The sequence below is a fragment of the Natronorubrum marinum genome (assembly GCF_052040125.1).
Classification (GTDB): domain Archaea; phylum Halobacteriota; class Halobacteria; order Halobacteriales; family Natrialbaceae; genus Natronorubrum.
In genome coordinates this window covers 296,505-315,422 of record NZ_JBPPFV010000001.1, presented here as the reverse complement: position 1 = coordinate 315,422, position 18,918 = coordinate 296,505, and the positions used below count along the sequence as shown (strand labels likewise).

Below are 18,918 nucleotides of genomic sequence, written 5' to 3'. Positions count from 1 at the left end.
CGTCCGGCAACGTACCAGACTCATGTCCGGCGCAGTCGTCCTCCTCGTCCTCCTACTCTCCCTGGCGATTCCACTCGTCCTGTGGCTGGCGATTGCCGACGAGACCTCGAACCCGACGATCGTCGACCGGACGGAGGCAGAGCGACTCGCCAGAGAACGCGGCGGGCGGCCCGAATCGCGGTCGAACGCGGGCGATACCACAGTCGGATGGGACGCTGACGATCACGAATCGGAAGCCGACTGGGGGTCGCGAACGGACGACGCTGGCCGAGACGGCCGGTGGCGATAGCTACCCCTGTCCGACCATCCGGTCTTCGTCCTCCCACTCCTCCTGGCGGAGTTCGTACTTCTGGACCTTGCCGGTCGCCGTCGTCGGCAGTTCCTCGACGAATTCGATCTCCCGAACTACCTTGTACCCCGCGAGGTTGTCTCGCGTAAAGTCGACGAGTTCGTCGATAGTCACGCCGGGGTCGTCCGGATCGCCGCTCTCGGGCACGACGAACGCCTTCGGCGTCTCACCCCACTGGTCGCTGGGGGCCGGGATGACCGCCACGTCAGATATTTCGGGGTGGTCGAACAGCGTGTCCTCGAGTTCGATGCTCGAGATGTTCTCGCCGCCGGAGATGATGATGTCCTTCTTGCGGTCCTGGATCGAGACCATTCCGTTCTCGTCGACGGTCGCGAGGTCGCCCATGTGGTAGTAGCCCTCAACGCGATCGTTAAAGGCCTCCTCGGTCTCTGCGGGCTTGTTCCAGTACTTTTCCATGATCTGGTTGCCGCGAACCACGATCTCGCCGATCGTCTCGTCGTCGCGGGGGACGTCGTTCCCGTCCTCGTCGACGACGCGGACCTCGGTCCCCAGATAGGCGAGGCCCTGCCGTTTCTTGATCCGGAATCGGTCATCGTTCCCGTCGTCGAAATGCCGTCGCGCGTCGGAGGTGGTGATCAGCGGGCCGGTCTCGGTCGCCCCGTAGACGTGTTTCATGTACCAGCCGAACTCCTCCTCGACGGTTCGGATCGTCGCCTCCGGCGGCGCGCTCCCGGCGGTTGCCAGCCGAACGTCGGCGTCGCCCGTCGTCTCGGGTTCGTGCTCGGCGTAGTGGCTGGTCAGCATGTTCAACACCGTCGGTGCGCCGCACATGTAGGAGACGTCCTCGCTCCGGACCGCCTCGAAGATGTCCGCGGCGTCGACGCCGCGGGTACAGACGTGTTTCGCGCCGATTCCGGTCACCGCGAAGATGTGACCCCAGCCGTTCGCGTGGAACATCGGCAGCGTCCAGAGGTAGACGTCGTCGTCTCGGAGTTCCTGGTGGGCGGTGATCAGGTAGGCGTGAATCGTCTCACAGCGGTGGGTTCGACAGACGCCCTTCGGATCGCCCGTCGTCCCCGAGGTGTAGTTGATCGTGATGATCTCGTCCTCGCTCATCTCGGGACGGTCGTAGTCGGTGCCGGCCTCTTCGAGCACCTCGTCGAATTCCTCCCACTCACCGTCTACCGCGTCCGCATCGTTCGTGACGAACGTCTCCGTCGGCACTGACTCGCGAACCGCCTCGATGTTCTCGGCGTAGTCGTAGTCCGCGTAAATGGCGTCGACGCCCGCGTCGTTGAGAATGTACTCGAAATCGTTCGGCGTCAACCGATAGTTCAGCGGCGTGTGAACCGCGCCCAGTTGCATGATCCCATAGGCGGCCTCGAGGTGGTAGTGCGTGTTTGGATCCAAGACGGCGACCCGATCGCCCTTCTTGATGCCGCGTTCCTGCAGGGCCGCCGAGAACCGATCGGCGCGCTCCCCCAGTTCGCCGTAGGTGAACCGTTCACCCGTCGTAGCGACCACGGCCTCGTCGTCGCCGTAGTGCGTCCGCGCCCGGTCGAGAAAGTCTGTCGTGAGCAATGGCTTGTGCATTTATACCACACCACTCGACCCTTCACCGACGAGACGTACAGAAGTTTCGGTCGTTCCCAGTTCGGCGTCCTCTGGCTCGAGCGTGTGACGAATCCCAGCTATCAAACGGATGAAAACGATCCACTGTCTCCGGACTCGAGGTCAGTTTCTGATGACGAGAATGTCGCGGTTCGGATGCTCGTCGACGTAGTTGCTGTCGGACCGCGGCACGATGTCCAGTTCGATCGTCCCCGTCTCTTGATCGTCGCGAAGCGACTGTCGACCGTCGAAATTCAGCACTGCCTGATGCTCTTCGAGGTCGTCGTAGGTTCCCTCGAGGTCGTCGGCGGCACCCGTTTCGGCGTGGACAACGCCCTCGAGTTGGGCCGATCCGCCGGTAGCGATCACCGTCGCGCCCGGCACGGTCTCTCCGTTCTCATCGAACACGGAGACGAGGACCGCTGCATCTTCGTTGTCCGCGTCAATCTGTTGACTGGCCTCGGCGATTTCGACCGTTACCTCGGTGTCCGGTACGGAGACGTCGACGACGCCGGCGTACCACGTTCCCTCGATCTCGATCGCAAGGACGTCGAGCAACTCCGATACCGCCTCTTCGTCGGTCTCGAGGTCGAGTTCGTAGGTGAGCCACTCGCCCGCCGTCACCTCGGCGTCTAGTTCGTCGCGGGCCGCCTCGATCATGTCGTGATCGTCCGTCGATTCGGCACAGTTCGTGGCCGTGAGATCGTACTCCTCGGCGGCGTCGCCAAATCGACCCTCGAGGTAGTCGACGAAGTACTCTCGGTCGTATTCCGCGAGATACTCGTGGGGGTAGTAGTCGCCGGCCGCCTCGAACTCACCCTCGAAGGTCGTCTCGAGGAATTCGGTACCAGCCTCGCAGGCAGTCGCATACGTCTCGTCTTCGTCGGAAAGATCGTCGTCGGCGTTTTCGGGGCTGTTCCCGGCGTCGGCTGTCGCGTCGTCATCGTCATCATCACTCGATTCGCTACCGAACTCGTCGAGACAGCCGGCGACGCCGACCGTCAGACTGCCAGCCGCCGCTGTGGAGAGCAGCCGTCGCCGTGAAATGCGATCGTCCATGCGACATCGTGTTAGTTGAATTGAAATAACTATTGTCATTACTCCGAGCCCGTCAGCGTTCGGGTGCCCCCTGAGCCGGCCGATCGACTATCGGTGAGATCGAACCGGGAGAAATGGGACCGCGAAACCGCGTCGATCAGTCGGCCGAGACTTCGGCGGCTTCCGTCTCGTCTTCGCGGTAGTGCTCCTCGATGAGATCCTCGCCGATCCGGTTGAGGGACTCCTTTGGAAGCTCCGACAGGAGGTCCCAGCCGAGTTCGATCGTGCCGTCGATCGAGCGGTTGTTGTCGTACCCCTGCTGGATGAACTCCTCCTCGAACCGGTCGGCAAAGTCGAGGTACTTGTTGTCCAGTTCGGAGAGCGCCTCGCGACCGACGATGTTCACGAGGTCGCGCAGGTCCTCACCCTCCGCGTAGGCGGCGTACATCTGGTCGGAGACGTCGGCGTGATCTTCACGGGTGAGCCCCTCGCCGATCCCGTCGTCCATCAGTCGCGAGAGCGATGGCAAGACGTTGATCGGCGGCTCAATCCCCTGGCTGTTCAGGTCCCGATCCATCACGATCTGGCCTTCCGTAATGTAGCCGGTCAGGTCCGGAATCGGGTGGGTGTCGTCGTCGCCGGGCATCGTCAGGATCGGAATCTGCGTGACCGACCCCTCCTTGCCCTCGATTCGACCGGCGCGCTCGTAGAGCTGTGCCAGGTCGGTGTACATGTATCCGGGGTAGCCACGCCGACCCGGAACCTCCTCGCGTGCCGCACCGATCTCGCGAAGCGCCTCACAGTAGTTCGTGATGTCGGTGAGGATGACGAGCACGTGGTAGCCCTTCTCGAAGGCGAGGTACTCCGCCGTCGTCAGGGCGAGTCGCGGCGTGACCGTCCGCTCGACTGCGGGGTCATCCGCGAGGTTCATGAAGACGACCGAGCGCTCGAGCGCGCCGGTGCGCTCGAAGTCGTCCATGAACTCGTTTGCCTCCTCGGCGGTAATTCCCATCGCACCGAAGATGACTGCGAACTCCGACCCCTCGTCGTCGTCGCCTTCCTCTTCCTCGGGCACCGACGCCTGGCGGGCGATCTGGAGCGCGAGGTCGTTGTGGGGGAGTCCGGAGCCCGAAAAGATCGGGAGCTTCTGGCCGCGAACGAGCGTGTTCATGCCGTCGATACCGGAAACGCCGGTCTGGATGAACTCCTCTGGGTACTCGCGAGAGTAGGGGTTGATCGCCTTGCCGACGATATCGATGCGGTCGTCGGGGACGATCTCCGGACCGCCGTCGATCGGGTTGCCGGAGCCGTCGAGCACCCGTCCGAGGAGATCCTCGGTGACGGGCATCTTCATCGTCTCGCCCAGGAACCGAACGGAGGCGTTGCGGTCGATACCGCCCGTCCCCTCGAACACCTGGATCGAGACGACGCCTTCGCTCGATTCCAGCACCTGTCCGCGCAGCGTTCGTCCGTCGTCGGTTTCGATTTCGACGATCTCGTCGTAGCCGACGGGTTCGTCGACCTCGGCGAACACCAGCGGGCCGCTGATCTCCGTGATTGTTTGGTACTCTTTCATCGTTAGTACATCGCTCTGATCTGCGATTCGATATCCGATTCGAGTTCGTCGATGAACTCGTTCCACTCCTCCGCCGTCGCCATCCGGTTCAGTCGCGGAAGGGCGTCGGCGTCCTGAATCTCCTCGGCCGGAACGCCAGCGTCGAGCGCCTCGAAGGCCTCGTCGTTGAACGTCCGGATCGCGCCGAGCATCCGGTAGGTCTTCTTCGGGTCGCAGTAGGTGTCGACGTCGTGGAACGCGTTCTGCTGGAGCCAGGCTTCACGCAGGTAGCGTGCGACCTCGAGGGTCAGCTGCTGGTCTTCCGGCAGGGCGTCCTTGCCGACGAGCTGGACGATCTCCTGCAGTTCGGCCTCCTCGTCGAGCACGTCGACCGCCCACTGGCGAACCTCCGGCCAGTCTTCGGCGACGTTCTCTCGGAACCAGGGGTCGAGTTGCTGTCGGTACAGCGAGTACGACTCGTTCCAGTTGATCGAGGGGAAGTGCCGACGCTCCGCGAGGTCGGCGTCCAGCGCCCAGAACGTCTTGACGATACGCAGGGTGTTCTGCGTGACGGGTTCGGAGAAGTCGCCGCCGGGCGGCGAGACGGCACCGATCGCCGTCACCGATCCCTCGTCGCCGTTTAACAGCTGGAACTTGCCGGCGCGCTCGTAGAACTCCGAGAGCGACGCGGCGAGGTATGCGGGATACCCCTCTTCGCCGGGCATCTCCTCGAGTCGGCTCGAAATCTCGCGCATGGCTTCGGCCCACCGGGAGGTGGAGTCGGCCATCAGCGCGACGTCGTAGCCCATGTCGCGGAAGTACTCCGCGATGGTGATTCCCGTGTAGATACAGGACTCTCGGGCTGCGACCGGCATGTTGGACGTGTTCGCGATGAGGCACGTCCGGGACATGAGCGGCTTGCCCGTCTGCGGGTCTTCAAGTTCCGGGAAGTCCTCGATGACCTCGGTCATCTCGTTGCCGCGCTCGCCGCAGCCGACGTAGACGACGATGTCCGCGTCGGCCCACTTGGCGAGTTGGTGCTGGGTGACTGTCTTCCCGGAGCCGAAAGGACCGGGAATCGCGGCCGTCCCACCTTTCGCGATCGGGAAGAGGCCGTCGAGAATTCGCTGCCCAGAAACGAGTGGGATCGTCGGCGTCTCCTTCGTGTCTGCGGGGCGGGCCTCACGAACGGGCCACTCCTGGTGCATCGTGATCTCCTCGCCGGAGTCGAGTTCGACGACGGTCTCGTCGACCGTGAACTCGCCGCTCTCGGTCGACGTCACTTCGCCACCCTCGTAGTCCGGCGGGACCATCACGCGGTGCGTGATGCTCTCGGTTTCGGGCACTTCACCGACGACGTCGCCGGGTTCGACGGCGTCGCCGACCTCGACGGTCGGGGTAAACTCCCACTCCGTCTCGAAGTCGATCCCGGGGGCGTCGACCCCGCGGTCCAAGAACGCCGTCCCCATCTTCTCCTCGAGGACGTCGAGCGGGCGCTGGACGCCGTCGTAGATGGCGTCCAGCACACCTGGTCCGAGGTCGACGGAGAGCGGTTCGCCCGTGTTCTCGACGGGTTCGCCCGGGCCGACGCCGGAGGTTTCTTCGTACACCTGAATCGTGGTCAGGTTCCCTTCGATCTCGATGACCTCGCCCATCAGCCCTTCGTCACCGACGTAGACGACGTCGTTCATCCGGGCGTCGAGGTCCGCGGCGGTCACGACCGGACCGCTCACGCTTTCGATTACACCGTCTTCGTCGACGGTCTGGGTGTCTTCTGCCTGGCTCATAGTTTATTGTTCGTCTTCGTCCATCAGGTCGATACCGATCGCACGCTTGATCTGGTCGCGCAGTCCGCCGCCGCCGGTTCCGCTGCCGATCGTGACGACGACCGGCTCGACGCTCGTCTCGACGGTCTGGCGCACGTTCCGCGAGAGGTACTCGAGGTCGTCGTCGTGCATGACGACGATTCCGACGCCGTCGTCCTCGAGGACGTTCGTGACGGCGTCGTCGAGGTCGCTCTCCTTCTCGTCGTCCGGGACGTTCTCGGAGCGACGGACTCCCGCGAGGCGAAAGCCGGTCGTGAACTCCGGACTGCCGACGACTGCGATTTCCTGACTCATAGGATCACTAGCTCCTCTTCGATCTCGCTCTCCTCGAGTCCGACCTCGCGTCCGCGAGCGATCGCACGGATGTTCTCGACCTCGCGCTCTTTGGCGAGGATGTACGACAGTACGGCCGAGATCGAGGCCGGATAGATGCTCGAGAGCGTATCCGCGTACTCGAGCAGCGCAGCGTCTAGTGCGTGCTCGAACTGGATAAGGCTGTCAGCGTTCCGCAGCCGATCCATCGCCCCCGAGAGGCGCTTGCCGTAGCGTTTGTTCTCGCCGATGTGATCGACGAGCGCGTCGTAGTCGTTGACGAGCCGGCTCAGCTCCGACTGGTCGAACAGTACGCCGCCTTCAATGTAGTAGGCTGCGGGATCGAGGTCGGCACCGCTGCGAGCGAGTCGCAGGGCGTTTCGGGCGTTCCGGAAGTCAATCTCCGCTTGCAGGAACTCGACGTACTTCGCCTCCGGCCCCTCCTGGGGCTCGGCCGCCGGACCGCGGGAGAGGTCGTCGAGCAGGTGCTCGTAGAACTCCCGGTCGAGCGCGTTCTCGAGGGGAACGAGCGCACCGGTCTCTTCGAACTCCTCGTACGCTTCCGTGAGGGGATCGTAGTAGATCGTCCGGTTGAGTACCTCGATCGCATCCTCGATCTCGTCGACCTCGAGCAGTCGATCGATCGTCGCCTCCTCGAGTTCGCCCGCCATGATCAGGTCCGTCCGGATCTCCTCGGGATCGGTTTCGGTGTAGATCCCGCGGATGATCGTCTTCAGGTTCCAGACGTCGAACTTCCGGAGGTAGCGGGCGATGAGGTCGTACAGTCGACCGTCCGACCAATCGAGCAAGTCCTGGAAGTGTTTCGCGAGGTTCCGGTTTAACGCGTACTCGATCAGGTCGACACCCGAAAAGCGTGCGCCGAGTTCGTTGATCTCGCGTTCGTACTCCGATTCTTCCATGAACCGTGCGATCCCGCTCGGCCCCATCCGGATCAGCTTCCGATAATCTTCGTCCGCGAACAGCGAGGCTCGACGTGACCGAACGCGAGCGTTCACGTATTCCGGATTCGAGGCACCTACGCTCATTGTTCGAAGAGTCTGTTGCTGATCTCCCGGAGGTTGTCTTCCCAGACGTCCTCGAGCAGCGAGTCGAACGTGTTGTTGACTCGGACTCGAGATTGGTCGCTCTCGACGACGACGCCACCGAGACACTCGTACTCGCCGGCGTATTCGTAGCTGTCGTAGTCGTCGAGAATCGACGTAATCAGTTCTTCGTCGCTGTCGCGACCGTAGACGTTGACGTCGTCTCCCTCGTCGAACTCGTCGCTCGCCGCGTCGATGAGAGCCTGCGTCAGCTCCTCGCGGGTCTCTCCCTCGAGGGCGGCGAGTTCGTCCTCGACCTGCTCGCGAACGTCGCCGAGGACGTCACGGCGGGCCTCCAGGCGCTTCTGTTTCGCCTCCAGTTTGGCACTGGAGAGTCGCTGTTCGCGAAGCTGCTCGATCTCGCGCTCGACTGCTTGCTCCGCATCGCTAAGGATCTCCTCGGCGTCCTCCTCGGCGGCCGATTCGATCTCGTCGGCGCGCGCTTCGCCCTCGGCGCGGATGTCCTCCGCACGCGCGTGGGCCTCTTCTCGAATGTCTTCTACGACTGTATCCAAACTCATTGGTGAGAGAAGGGGGCGGTAGTTATCCGACGATGAAGACGACGACCAGTGCCAGGATCACGAGCGTCTCTGGAAGGACGGTCATGATCAGGCCTGGAACGAACATATCGTCGTCCTCGGCGATTGCGCCGACCGCTGCGGCGCCGATACCACGCTCTGCATATCCGGCGGCGAGTGCCGCGAGACCGACTGCCAGTGCCGCTGCACCTTCGTTCTCGAGGGTTGGGCCGCTCACTTCTTCTGCTTGCAGTGCAACATCCGCCAGTTCAGGTCCAAGTTCAAGTGCCATTGTAGTTAATCCTCGCTGTGGTTTCGATCGTGTCCGAACGGTTCGTAGTTCTTTCCACCGCCTTCATAAAACTTCCCAAAGAACTCGACGTACTCGAGCCTGATACCCTGTAATCCGGCACTTGTGATACCAAGTAGCAAGACTACAATGTGTCCGACGACCAATAGGACGAGTCCGAAGACGAGCGCGATCGGACCCATGTGGATCAGGCCTTCGAACATCACTTCGCCGGATTCGTGGGTATAGTCAGTCCATGGGGCGAGGAAAGGGCGAGTCCCTTCTTCTGTCTCGACGCCACCGAACACCAGCAGGTTGACGACGAACGCCATCCCACCCTTTGCGAGCAGGACCGCCGCCATCCGGGCGTAGGAGACGCCGTGTGCGAACGGAATCGCGAACTCCGCGAGTTCGACGGGATCACCGATCGCCAGCAGGACGATCCCGAGTAGGAGCATCACTACTGGGAGGGTGAGTTCGAATCCGCCGGCGATCGGCAGTTCGACCAGCGTCATCATCGGGAAGCTACTGAACCCGAAGTTGAACGCCGCGCCGTCGAAGATTTCGAACAGGAAGTCGGGCTTCGCGCTCGCTCCCTGTGGCGTGAACACCCAGATCCAGAGTCCGTTGAGCATCAATATCCACGAGCCGCTGTGGGTAATCGCTCCCCAGAGGCCGTGGCCGTGCTGGATGTTCTCAACGAAATCCAGAATGTACGCGATGTTCAGATGGATCACGCCGAGCAGGACGCTCACGACGACCCACGTGAGAGCGAAGTTCTCAGTCGCGGGTGCAAGTCCCTTGTCTTCCATCGGCGGGTGGCCATCGAACAGGATGTAGCCCAGTTCGTGGAGGCCGAAGATCTCTCCGAACATGATGCCGAAGAAGATCGTGAACGCGCCCGCCCACATCGCGACGCCCCCGAGACTCGTGATCCCGGGGCTGTCGAAGCTCTGGTACATATAGAAGCCGATCAACACGTACAGGAGCCCGTACCCGACGTCGGCGATCATGAAGCCGAAGAACAGCGGGAACGTCAGGAACAGGAAGATCGTGGGATCGAGTTCGTTGTATTTCGGTCGGTTGACTGCATTCACCAGCGCTTCGAACGGTTTCACTGCCGACGGATTGTCTTGAATCGTCGGCGGCTCATCGTTCATCGTCACCGCCGTGCCGCCGTCGGTGACGGCCTTTTGCTGCTGACCGTCGTCCGACGCAGCCTCTTCGTCGTCTTTCGCCGCCTGGGCACCCTGCTGGATGTCCTCCGTGTGGGTCTTGCCGTGGCGGTCGTAGCTCGCGCGCTCGAGTTCTTCGATCTCGACGCTGTCGCCGACGGCGTCGTTCAGCGACGCGACGAGGTCGTCGTACTCGTCGCTCGGGATCCATCCCTCCGCGATGAACGCGCGATCCGTCGTCGCGAACTGCAGCGGCGCCTCAGCCTGCTGAACGTCGATCGTCAGCTCTTCTTCCACGCGCAGGAGGAAGCCGGCTTCGTTCGCCTTGATCTGCTCGAGTTCGGCGTCGATATCTTCGATCTCGTACTCGAGTTCGCGTTTGCGTTCCGACAGCTCGTCGACGTACGCACTCGGCGTCTGGTCGGTCTCCGGCACCGGGTGCCGGGTGAACTCGACGCCGACCAGGGCGTCGTCGATCGGACTCGAGCCGGCGTCTGCGGTGGGCGCGGCCACGATAGCCACGACGTCACCACCGGTGAACGTCTCGTAGGCTCGAATCTCGTCGGATGCAGCGACGGCGTCTTCGACTTGGGCGCGCGGCCCTTCGCCGACGACGACGTCGACCGTGTCGTACCCCGACAGGAGGTCGAGGTCGATTCCGAGCTCCGCGAAAGGAGCGACGCGGCCGATCTTCTCCTCGACCTGTCGAAGCTCCTCGCGGACCTCGCTGCGCTGGTCGTCGAGTTCGTTGACCCGCGTTCGGATCTCCTCGATACGCGACTCCCAGTTCTCCTCGAGGGTCCCCGGCTCGGCCTCGTCGGCCGACAGCTCCAGGGTGCTCTCGAGGGCGCGGACGGTCACCAGCTTCTCGGATGCGCTGTCAGCTCCTTCGACGGGGTTCCCGTTGTCGAACCCCTCCCAGGAGCCGTCGTAGTCCGAGAGGTGAACCAGGTTCAGTCCGTGAACCGTCTCGATGACCGCGGGCATGACGCCCTTGGATCCGGTCACCGAGATCTTGCTCATCCGCTCAGGTCTGAGCATGGACGTCCTCCTGGAACAGTTCGACGACGTGGTCCGTCACTTCGTCGACCCGGTCCTGGGCACGTTCGGCTAGCGCCGCACGCTCCTGTTCTCCTTCTTCGAGGACGCGTTCGCACTCCTCGTCGATCTCTTCGCGCGCCGCTTCTAGCTGGCGCTCCTTGAGATCCCGCGCTTCTTGTTCCGCTTCCGTGCGAATCTCCTCGGCACGTTTCCGGGCCTCGGCTATTCGCTCGTCGCGGTCGTTCTGTGCCAATGCGACGATCTCGTCGGCTTCCTCTTCCGCCGACTGTATTCGTTCGAGAACCTCTGGCCTCGGCATACTCTAAGCGGGTGGACGTTTACAAGGGCGCGTATATGGTAGTTGCGAAAGTCACCCAGCGATTCCGCCCGCGGGAACATCGGTCTGTGTCGATTATACGGTTCGTGACCGACGGGAACAGCAGACATATCCCGATCCGGCTGAAATCCACCCACAATGGGAATCCTCGAGAACAAGGCCAGAGCCCGACTGTTCTACAAGTACCTCTCGAACGTGTACGACCAGGTTAATCCATTCATCTGGAACGAGGAGATGCGCGCCGACGCCCTCGAACTGCTCGATCTCGACGAGGGGATGACCGTCCTCGACGTCGGCTGTGGCACCGGCTTCGCGACGGAGGGGCTACTCGAACACGTCGACGAGGTGTACGCGCTCGACCAGAGCGAACACCAGCTCGAGCAGGCCTACGCGAAACTCGGCAAACACGCTCCGCCGGTTCACTTCCACCGCGGCGACGCCGAACGGCTGCCGTTCGCGACGGACACGTTCGATGTCGTCTGGTCGTCCGGCTCGATCGAGTACTGGCCGAACCCGATCCTCGCGCTTCGGGAGTTCCGTCGCGTCCTGAAACCCGGCGGGCAGGTGCTCGTCGTCGGGCCGAACTACCCCGACAGCATCCTCGCGCAGAAACTCGCGGACTCGATCATGCTCTTTTACGACGAGTACGAGGCCGACCGGATGTTCAAACGAGCCGGGTTCGAGGACGTCAAACACCTGTTTCAGGGACCGTCCTACGACCCGGACGTCGCCATTACGACGATCGGTCGCGCTCCCGAGTAATCGCTGATTATCAACCCTCGTTATCCCCGCGTTACGTCGCCGTCGTCTCGAGCGTCGCTATCCGAGTCCCGTCGACGGCGAGCGTGACGCCGACCGTATCCGCGGATTCGATCTCCGGATCGTTCGTCCCGGCAACCGTGACGCTCGCGCGCTCTCCGGTCCGCCACTCGGGATCGGTCTCCGCGTTGAACGGCCCCGTCGGCGAGCCGTCGAACCCCTCCGCGCCGACGAACGGCACCGGCGGCTGGTCGGCCAACTCCTCGCCGTCGACCGTAATCCGTATCGACAGCTCCGTAACGTCGATGGCATCGCCCTGACGGTGATCGATCGCCACCGTCGACTCCTCCCCGTCGACCGCGAGATCGAACGCCGCGGTCGGCCCGCCCGACTCGAGCGACAACGTGCTGGCACCGACCGCGACCATCGTCGCCAGCAGGACCGTTATGGCGAGCAGCGCGAGCACGCCGACGAGGCGGCTGACGGCTCGAACGTTGGAACCAAATGTCGTCTTATCGACGCTCTCCCCGCCGGTGCAGTCACTTCCGGGATCGACGCTCCAGTCGGAAGGTGGACCATTCGAGCGACGTGACACACGCTGTCTGACCGCTCGATCGGATATAAAAATGCGGCTCAACCAATTGTACACACTCGTACTATCGACCAACGCTTTTTCGAGTAGATTCGTTTCCGACTGATCGTTCCCGTCAAACCCCGCAAACGGGTTCGCTGCGAATTAGTCGTCCGGAACCGTTACCTCGATCGTCCCGGTTTCGGTCTCCACCGCCAGTTCGAACGGTCCGGCGGGAGGCGCGAACCATATGGAACCATCGCCGTCGGTTTCGCCGACTTCGAATCCATCGACCGTGATCGTCGCTGCCTTCGATTCGTTGGTTGCTGCGTCAGTCACGGATACCTCGACTGGCCCGTTCGAGGGTGTCTGGTTAACCGTTATGTTGGAGTTCCCGTCGGTCCAGACGGTTTCGGTTTCCGTCGGCAGCGACGTATGACTAAGCACCTGTACTTCACGGTGTACGTTACCGGTTCCACCATCGAGATATGCCTCAAGGCGCCCCTGATCGTGCGAGGCTTGAATCTGGTACAGATTCACCGTCGTGTGCTCGTTAGCCGTCGGGGAGCGGCCGGTTTCGAACACCCACGGATACAGTTCGCTTGCGTGATCGTACGCGTCAGTGATATCGTCGAACTCACTCACCCATGCAGCCCTCCGATTATCGAAGTCAGTCGCCTCACGGATGTAGCTGCCGTCGAGGTACGAGAGAGTGTAGCCCGCTTCTGACGTCTCGACGATGAGCACCGCGTTATCAGGCACCTGTCCGTGTGCCGCCCTCTCGAGATGTGCTCGTACTGGGGTTCGGTGCATCTCGAGTTCGTTCTGGTCGTCCTGAACCGACAGTGAGTATCCCGGAATCCGATCCGCTTGTTCCTCGATCTCGCCGAGGGTATCCGAGAGCGTCGCCGCCTCGTTATAGTTCCGCAACACAGTTTGGAGCAACTCGGTCGTCGTTATCTGTCCCGACGCGTGAGCCTCGACGGCCGCTTGCTCTCTCTCTTCGAGTTCGCCTGCTCGATCTTTGACATCCTCGTATGCTGCGTCGACCATCGCTTCTCGTTCGCTGTCACTCGCTTCCTCAAAGTCTCGGTCGAGGGTGACGTATTGGTCGTAGTCGGTCCGAAGTTCGTCGTCGCTACTTCGGAGTAGCGTTCCGAAGTCTGCCCCGTACTCGATGTATTCGCTTCTCGTTTCGCCGTCGAGTGTGAGACGATTGCTCGTCTCTTCGGCTGCCTCATCGTACGTCACTACCTGCTTCTGCTCTTGTAGTGCCGGTTGTGGCTGATCGTGTGCCTCACTTCCTGGCCCTGCTGCAACAGGAATTGCAACGAGCGAGAGGACGAGAAGCAACGCGAGGAGGGCGGGAGTCGCGCTGTTCATCGCCTCACCGTAAGAACTCCTGATACAAAAACTGGTCGCCCTGTTGGTTGGTCGCCTCGTTGATATATCATCCTCGTTTTACGGCCGTTTCATCCCATTTTGCAGCCGCTTGGCGCGTCGTCATTCTCGGAGTAAGGGTTCATCTCGGGCAATAACGTCTTATTATTGGATGGAAAGTGTTTTTTCCCCTGGGGAACCACCGTGGTGGTACGTATGCGGGTATCCACCGCCGTTACACTCGCCCTTACTGCCCTCCTCGTGACCTCTCTCCTCGGGGTAGCAGCTGCTACACCTGCTTCCTCTGCCCCCGAGCAGACACAGCCAGTCCCACTCAGCGACCAGTCACTCTACGAGCGTTCCACCTCCACGACACTCTCTGAACCTCAGTGGTCTCTTGGCTCACCGAGCCCGACAGCGTCTCAGTCTTCGCTTGAGTCTACCGATCCCAAGCAGGTAATCCGAATCAGCGTCACTGAAACCGGCGACGCGACGTGGACGATCGAAAGTCGCTTCCTGCTCACCGACGAGGACGACGAAACAGCGTTCGTCGATTACGCTGACGAAGTCACGAGCGGTCAACGAGACGTTTCATACGACTCCCAGCAGTTCGATACGTTTCGAGAGGATGCACAGCAGGCGACCGGTCGAGAGATGACGTTCGAGAACCCGGGTTGGGACGAACCCCGAATCGTCTCACCGGAGGAAGCCGGAATCGAAGACGGATCGCTGCCCGAGACTGACGCAGATACTGATCTCAAAGTCGGTATCATCTCGTACTCGTTTACGTGGACGAACTTTGCAACTGTCGAGGGCGATCGAATCTATTTCGGTGACGCGATGACGAGCTTTTCTGCCCTAGTTGACGGACAGCGTCTCGTTATCGAGCCACCATCCGGCTACGCCCTCGACACACAGTATTCCACGACGCTCAACTGGGACGGCCCTTACGAGTTCAGCAGCGATGAACTCGAGATCGTCTTCGTCCGCAGCGGTGGCGGTGGCGCTACATCCTCCTTCGGAATCCCGAACTGGCTGATCGCGGGCGTCGTCGGCGTCGTCTTCGCCGTCGGGATCGGAAGCTACCTCTTTGCCCGTCGCGACCAGATAAGCGATCTTCCCGCCCCTCTCTATCGCATTTCCGAGCGGGTCGACGAACTCGGCCTCCTCGCTCGCTTACGCTCGGGGGCTGTCGCTCGAGACGGGGCTGATGATCAAGGCGCGTCCGCGACCGACACCGACGGCGGAACCGCAGTTCGGTCCGGCGGCGCGGCGGACGCTGTCGGGGATGGGCCGACGAGTGCCGCCGGGACTCGACTCGAGTACGAAGAGACACCCGACGACGAGATCGATCCCCAACTGCTGAGCGACGAGGAACGCGTCCTGCGGATGCTTACCCGAAACGGCGGGCGGATGAAACAGGCCTCGATCGTCAAAGAGACCGGTTGGTCGAACGCCAAGGTCTCCCAACTCCTCTCGCAGATGGACGAGGACGAGGAGATCGAGAAACTCCGCATCGGTCGAGAGAACCTCATCACGCTCCCCGAAGTGGACCCGACCGAGCTGGATTGACGACGACCGTTTTCCCTCAGGTTCCGTCGCTCTGTCTACGCACTGCTCCTCGAAGAATCTCCACCAAAAAGCCGCTCACTCCTTCCAGTCGCTCGCGGTACTCACACCAACGGCGTCCGCTCGACGACCTGCCACATGGACCTTTTTCTCGTCGGGTTCGCTCTGCTCACCCGCCTCCAAAAATCTCCACCAAAAAGCCGCTCACTCCTTCCAGTCGCTCGCCGTACTCACACCAACGGCGTCCGCTCGACGACCTGTCCATCGTACGTCGGATACTGCTCGACGATTTCGCCGTCCTCGAGATCGCCTTCCTCGATCATCTCCTCTAAGAGCCACCAGGCGATCTCGACGTGGTCCGTCTTGACGGTGTAGAACTCCTCGGGAACGCCCAGCGCCTCGAAACGCTCGGGTTCGGCTCGAGTCTTGCCGTAGACGAGCGTGCCGTCGTCGGTGATGTCGTCGAACTCCCGGCGGATGTTTCGGGCCATGCGTTTCAGGCGACGGCGGTGCTGGGCGGCGTCCTTGAAGACTGAAGTACAGAAGTAGACCTTCTCGTGGTCGCCCATCACCTCGAGAATGTCCTCGCGGGAACCCTCGACGGCGCTCATGTGGTCTTCCTTGAGTTCGAAGCCCTCCTCTTGCATCCGGCGATAGTTCCCGTCGCTCATCTCGAACTCGTTGACGTTACAGAACTCGGCCGCACCCTCGTCGAGAAAGTCGAGGAACTCCGGCTCGGGGCGAATGCCGGGAATTTCGAACGCCGGCGTGAGCCCCTCCTCGCGAGCGATGTAGAGGATATCCTCCCACTCGGTGCCGTGCATCTCGCCCCACAGCTCCAGCGGCGGGTGGAACCGAATCTCGTCGAGTCCAGCCTCGGAGAGGCGGCGCATGTTCTCGCGGCCGCCAGGAATACCCGTATAGAGGTGGGTGTGGTGGTCCTCGCCGAACTCCTCCTTCAGGAGTTCGAGGTAGTGACAGGTTCGGTCGAGCGCCTCCTGCGGTTCGCCGCCGGTGATCGACGTGCCCAAGGCGTCCATCCGGTGGGCCTCCGTGAGGACGTCTTCGTCGCTCTCGACGAGTCGCTCGTTCGCGTAGACGTCGGTGACGTTCTTGCGGTTCTCGCCGAGCGGGCAGTAAAAGCAGTCACGCTGGTCGCAGTACCCGTACACGAACAGCACCATCTTGCCGCCTTTCGCGCACTGCTCACAGCCCTTCGAGATCATTCGAGGGAACGTACTGGGCGCGTCCACAAAAGCCGTGCGAAACGAACGCGCCGTGAGTCGGCTGGGCACGACAGTCTCGAGCGGCTAGTCGATTCTCTGCTCGAGAACGCGACCGCTGGTGCGGAGTAGGGACACGCCACATCCGCGAACCCCTTCCGAGAGCTTCCGCCCCGGGTATCGCCCCGCGCCCCGCTGTCGTCTGTGCCTTCGTCGAGCCGTCCCGTGAATTCCGTCGTCCCCAGAAGATGGAAATACCCCGCGCTCAAACGTTCGTGCAGATGCTGCTGGTCCTCTGTGTCGACCTCGACGACGACCTCGGCCGGAAAACGGGCTTTTCGACGCCGGTCATCGGTCGCGACCCGGTCGAGGAAGCGGCCGTCGCCCTCGCGACCGCAGACCCGGAGGACTCCGACGTCAACGTCATCTTTCAAGGGTTACACATCTACGACGATCTCGACGAACGCGACGAGAGCGTCGAAGTTGCCGTCGTCACCGGCAACGACGAGGGCGACGTCAAGGCAAATCGAGAGGTTGGCGACGAGGTCGATACGGTCCTCGCGAGTCTTTCGACCGCGGAGGACGTGACTGCGCTCGTTGTCACCGACGGTGCACAGGACGAGTCCGTCATCCCGATCATCCGCTCGCGCGTCCCGATCGACGGCGTTCGCCGCGTCGTCGTCCGACAGGCTCAGAACTTGGAGTCGATGTACTACACGATCAAACAGGTGTTGAACGACCCCGAGACGCGAGGGACGGTGTTGATTCCGCTCGGGATCCTCCTCCTCATCTATCCGCTCGCGTTGATCGGAAGCGTGCTGGACATGCCCGGCATCGTGCTCGGGACGACCTCCGCGCTCCTCGGATTCTACCTCATCTCCCGCGGGCTCGGCCTCGGCGACCGACTCGACGACGCCGTCGAACGCGGCCGACGGTCGCTGTACGCCGGCCGGACGACGCTGCTCGCCTACGTCGTCGCCGCGGCCCTGTTCGTCCTCGGGGGCGTCAGCGGGATGAACACCTTAGAGGAGATCCAGCAGGGCACCGCGGACGATATCGGCGCCCCGGTCATGCTCGCCGCGTTCGCTTACGGCTCGGTCCAGTGGATCGCCGCCGCCGGTCTCACCACGAGCCTCGGCCAGATTACCGACGAGTACATCGCGGGGCGACTCGAGTGGCGGTACCTCAACGCCCCCTTCTACGTCCTCTCGATCGCCATCGTCCTGCACGCGGTGAGCGCATACTTCTTAAACGAAGTCGAAATTAACTACCTCGCGACGGCGCTGACGGTCGGGACGCTACTTGGCATCGTGAGCACCCTCACGTTCGCCGTCCTCGAGTCGCGGTTTTCGGACGAGGAGGGCGACCACGAGACCAACGAGACGCGACAGCGAGTATAGCGACAGCGCTCGCGGGAGGACAACAGCAAGGATCGTTACCGCACGATTTCGCCTCGAGTCACCGCTCGCGTTCGACGACGAACTCCGCCAACTCGAGCAGGTAGTCTCTGGCCGCCGGATCGGCGACTTCCACGCGGTCGAGCGCGTCGATCGCGCGGTCCGACTCGGCTCGAGCGCGGGCGTTGGCCTCCTCCGGGGTGAGATCGGTGACCTGGACGACCGACGGACGCTCTAAGGCGGCGTCGTGGCCGGTCGGTTTCCCTAGCGCTTCGGGGTCGGCGATCGCATCCAGCACGTCGTCTCTGATCTGAAAGGCGACGCCGACGCGTTCGGCGTACTCGCCGAGCGCCTCGACGGTGACGGGGTCCGAATCGGCCGCGATAGCTCCGAGTTCCGCGGCGGCCCGAAAGAGCGCCCCGGTCTTTCGGCGCGCCAGCGTCATGTATTCGTCCTCCGTCTCCGGCTCGGCCGACAGCTCCGTCGCCTCGCCGACGCCGAGTTCGACCATCGCCTCGGCGACGACCTGCGTCGCCTTCGGATCCGCCGAAAAGAGGGCGAACGCTTCCCCGAGCAGGCCGTCGCTCGAGACGATGGCGGGCCCGTAGCCGAACTCGGCCCACGCACTGGTCGTCCCGCGGCGCAGTTCGGAGCGGTCGATAATATCGTCGATGACGAGCGACGCGCTGTGGACGAGTTCGATACCGACGCCGAAATCGACCGCGTCATCGGCCGTGCCGCCGACGGTTTCACAGGCTAGCAGTGCGACCATCGGCCGGACGCGTTTGCCGCCCGAGAGCGCCGTGTGGCGGACCTCCTCTCTGAGCGAGTCCGGCTCGAGGGCGTCGATCACCTCGACGAGGCGCTCCTCGATCAGCGCCCGACGACGCTCCAGACGTTCCAT

The 18,918-nt window shown here is 62.6% G+C and carries 18 protein-coding genes; 4 read left to right on the top strand and 14 right to left on the bottom strand.

From position 1 onward, the window contains the following. The first annotated feature begins 22 nt into the window (after positions 1-22). On the top strand, positions 23-289 hold the full coding sequence (locus ACSFC5_RS01620; RefSeq protein WP_440763526.1) for a DUF8143 family protein: 267 nt from the start codon (positions 23-25) through the stop codon (positions 287-289). Here the strand turns inward: ACSFC5_RS01620 and ACSFC5_RS01615 are convergent, their stop codons facing one another. The 10 genes from ACSFC5_RS01615 to ahaH form a co-directional block, all read right to left on the bottom strand. After that, positions 290-1,903: a long-chain-fatty-acid--CoA ligase gene (locus ACSFC5_RS01615; protein ID WP_440763525.1), complete on the bottom strand. Its 1,614-nt coding sequence runs from the start codon at positions 1,901-1,903 to the stop codon at positions 290-292. 141 nt (positions 1,904-2,044) lie between these two features. Then, positions 2,045-2,980 carry a DUF7382 domain-containing protein gene (locus ACSFC5_RS01610; RefSeq protein ID WP_440763524.1) on the bottom strand — a complete coding sequence of 312 codons (936 nt, stop codon included), beginning with the start codon at positions 2,978-2,980 and terminating at the stop codon, positions 2,045-2,047. A gap of 136 nt (positions 2,981-3,116) precedes the next feature. After that, entirely contained in the window at positions 3,117-4,535 is a 1,419-nt protein-coding gene (locus ACSFC5_RS01605; protein WP_440763523.1) for a V-type ATP synthase subunit B, read from the bottom strand. 2 nt (positions 4,536-4,537) lie between these two features. Continuing rightward, on the bottom strand, positions 4,538-6,301 hold the full coding sequence (locus ACSFC5_RS01600; RefSeq protein WP_440763522.1) for an ATP synthase subunit A: 1,764 nt from the start codon (positions 6,299-6,301) through the stop codon (positions 4,538-4,540). Between the two features lie 3 nt (positions 6,302-6,304). Continuing rightward, a complete protein-coding gene (locus ACSFC5_RS01595; protein WP_440763521.1) occupies positions 6,305-6,634 on the bottom strand; it encodes a V-type ATP synthase subunit F in 330 nt (109 codons plus the stop codon). Then, positions 6,631-7,698 carry a V-type ATP synthase subunit C gene (locus ACSFC5_RS01590; RefSeq protein WP_440763520.1) on the bottom strand — a complete coding sequence of 356 codons (1,068 nt, stop codon included), beginning with the start codon at positions 7,696-7,698 and terminating at the stop codon, positions 6,631-6,633. Before ACSFC5_RS01590 ends, ACSFC5_RS01595 begins: the two co-directional genes overlap by 4 nt. After that, entirely contained in the window at positions 7,695-8,276 is a 582-nt protein-coding gene (locus ACSFC5_RS01585) for a V-type ATP synthase subunit E (protein WP_440763519.1), read from the bottom strand. The genes ACSFC5_RS01590 and ACSFC5_RS01585 overlap by 4 nt, the downstream gene beginning before the upstream one ends. 22 nt (positions 8,277-8,298) lie before the next feature. Further along, complete coding sequence (locus ACSFC5_RS01580; RefSeq protein ID WP_440763518.1) at positions 8,299-8,565, bottom strand: ATP synthase subunit C-like protein; 267 nt, start codon at positions 8,563-8,565, stop codon at positions 8,299-8,301. A 5-nt stretch (positions 8,566-8,570) separates the two neighbouring features. After that, positions 8,571-10,778, bottom strand: a complete 2,208-nt coding sequence (locus ACSFC5_RS01575; RefSeq protein WP_440763517.1) for a V-type ATP synthase subunit I — start codon at positions 10,776-10,778, stop codon at positions 8,571-8,573. Next, positions 10,765-11,097: an ATP synthase archaeal subunit H gene (ahaH, locus tag ACSFC5_RS01570; RefSeq protein WP_440763516.1), complete on the bottom strand. Its 333-nt coding sequence runs from the start codon at positions 11,095-11,097 to the stop codon at positions 10,765-10,767. The genes ACSFC5_RS01575 and ahaH overlap by 14 nt, the downstream gene beginning before the upstream one ends. A gap of 156 nt (positions 11,098-11,253) precedes the next feature. On the opposite strand from ahaH, the gene ACSFC5_RS01565 reads away from it, so the two are divergent. Beyond that, entirely contained in the window at positions 11,254-11,877 is a 624-nt protein-coding gene (locus ACSFC5_RS01565; protein ID WP_440763515.1) for a methyltransferase domain-containing protein, read from the top strand. 31 nt (positions 11,878-11,908) lie between these two features. Here the strand turns inward: ACSFC5_RS01565 and ACSFC5_RS01560 are convergent, their stop codons facing one another. Further along, a complete protein-coding gene (locus ACSFC5_RS01560; RefSeq protein ID WP_440763514.1) occupies positions 11,909-12,469 on the bottom strand; it encodes a type IV pilin domain-containing protein in 561 nt (186 codons plus the stop codon). A gap of 141 nt (positions 12,470-12,610) precedes the next feature. Next, positions 12,611-13,828: a DUF7096 domain-containing protein gene (locus ACSFC5_RS01555; protein WP_440763513.1), complete on the bottom strand. Its 1,218-nt coding sequence runs from the start codon at positions 13,826-13,828 to the stop codon at positions 12,611-12,613. 213 nt (positions 13,829-14,041) lie between these two features. Between ACSFC5_RS01555 and ACSFC5_RS01550 the strand changes: the two genes are divergently transcribed. Then, the gene (locus ACSFC5_RS01550; RefSeq protein ID WP_440763512.1) at positions 14,042-15,397 is read left to right on the top strand and encodes a helix-turn-helix transcriptional regulator; all 1,356 of its coding nucleotides are present in this window, start codon (positions 14,042-14,044) and stop codon (positions 15,395-15,397) included. Positions 15,398-15,624: 227 nt separating this feature from the next. On the opposite strand, the gene ACSFC5_RS01545 is transcribed toward ACSFC5_RS01550, so the two are convergent. Further along, complete coding sequence (locus ACSFC5_RS01545; protein ID WP_440763511.1) at positions 15,625-16,620, bottom strand: radical SAM protein; 996 nt, start codon at positions 16,618-16,620, stop codon at positions 15,625-15,627. Between the two features lie 278 nt (positions 16,621-16,898). Between ACSFC5_RS01545 and ACSFC5_RS01540 the strand changes: the two genes are divergently transcribed. Then, complete coding sequence (locus ACSFC5_RS01540; protein ID WP_440765004.1) at positions 16,899-18,017, top strand: DUF373 family protein; 1,119 nt, start codon at positions 16,899-16,901, stop codon at positions 18,015-18,017. A gap of 58 nt (positions 18,018-18,075) precedes the next feature. Here the strand turns inward: ACSFC5_RS01540 and ACSFC5_RS01535 are convergent, their stop codons facing one another. Beyond that, positions 18,076-18,918, bottom strand: coding sequence for a polyprenyl synthetase family protein (locus ACSFC5_RS01535; protein ID WP_440763510.1), 843 nt, complete (start codon positions 18,916-18,918; stop codon positions 18,076-18,078).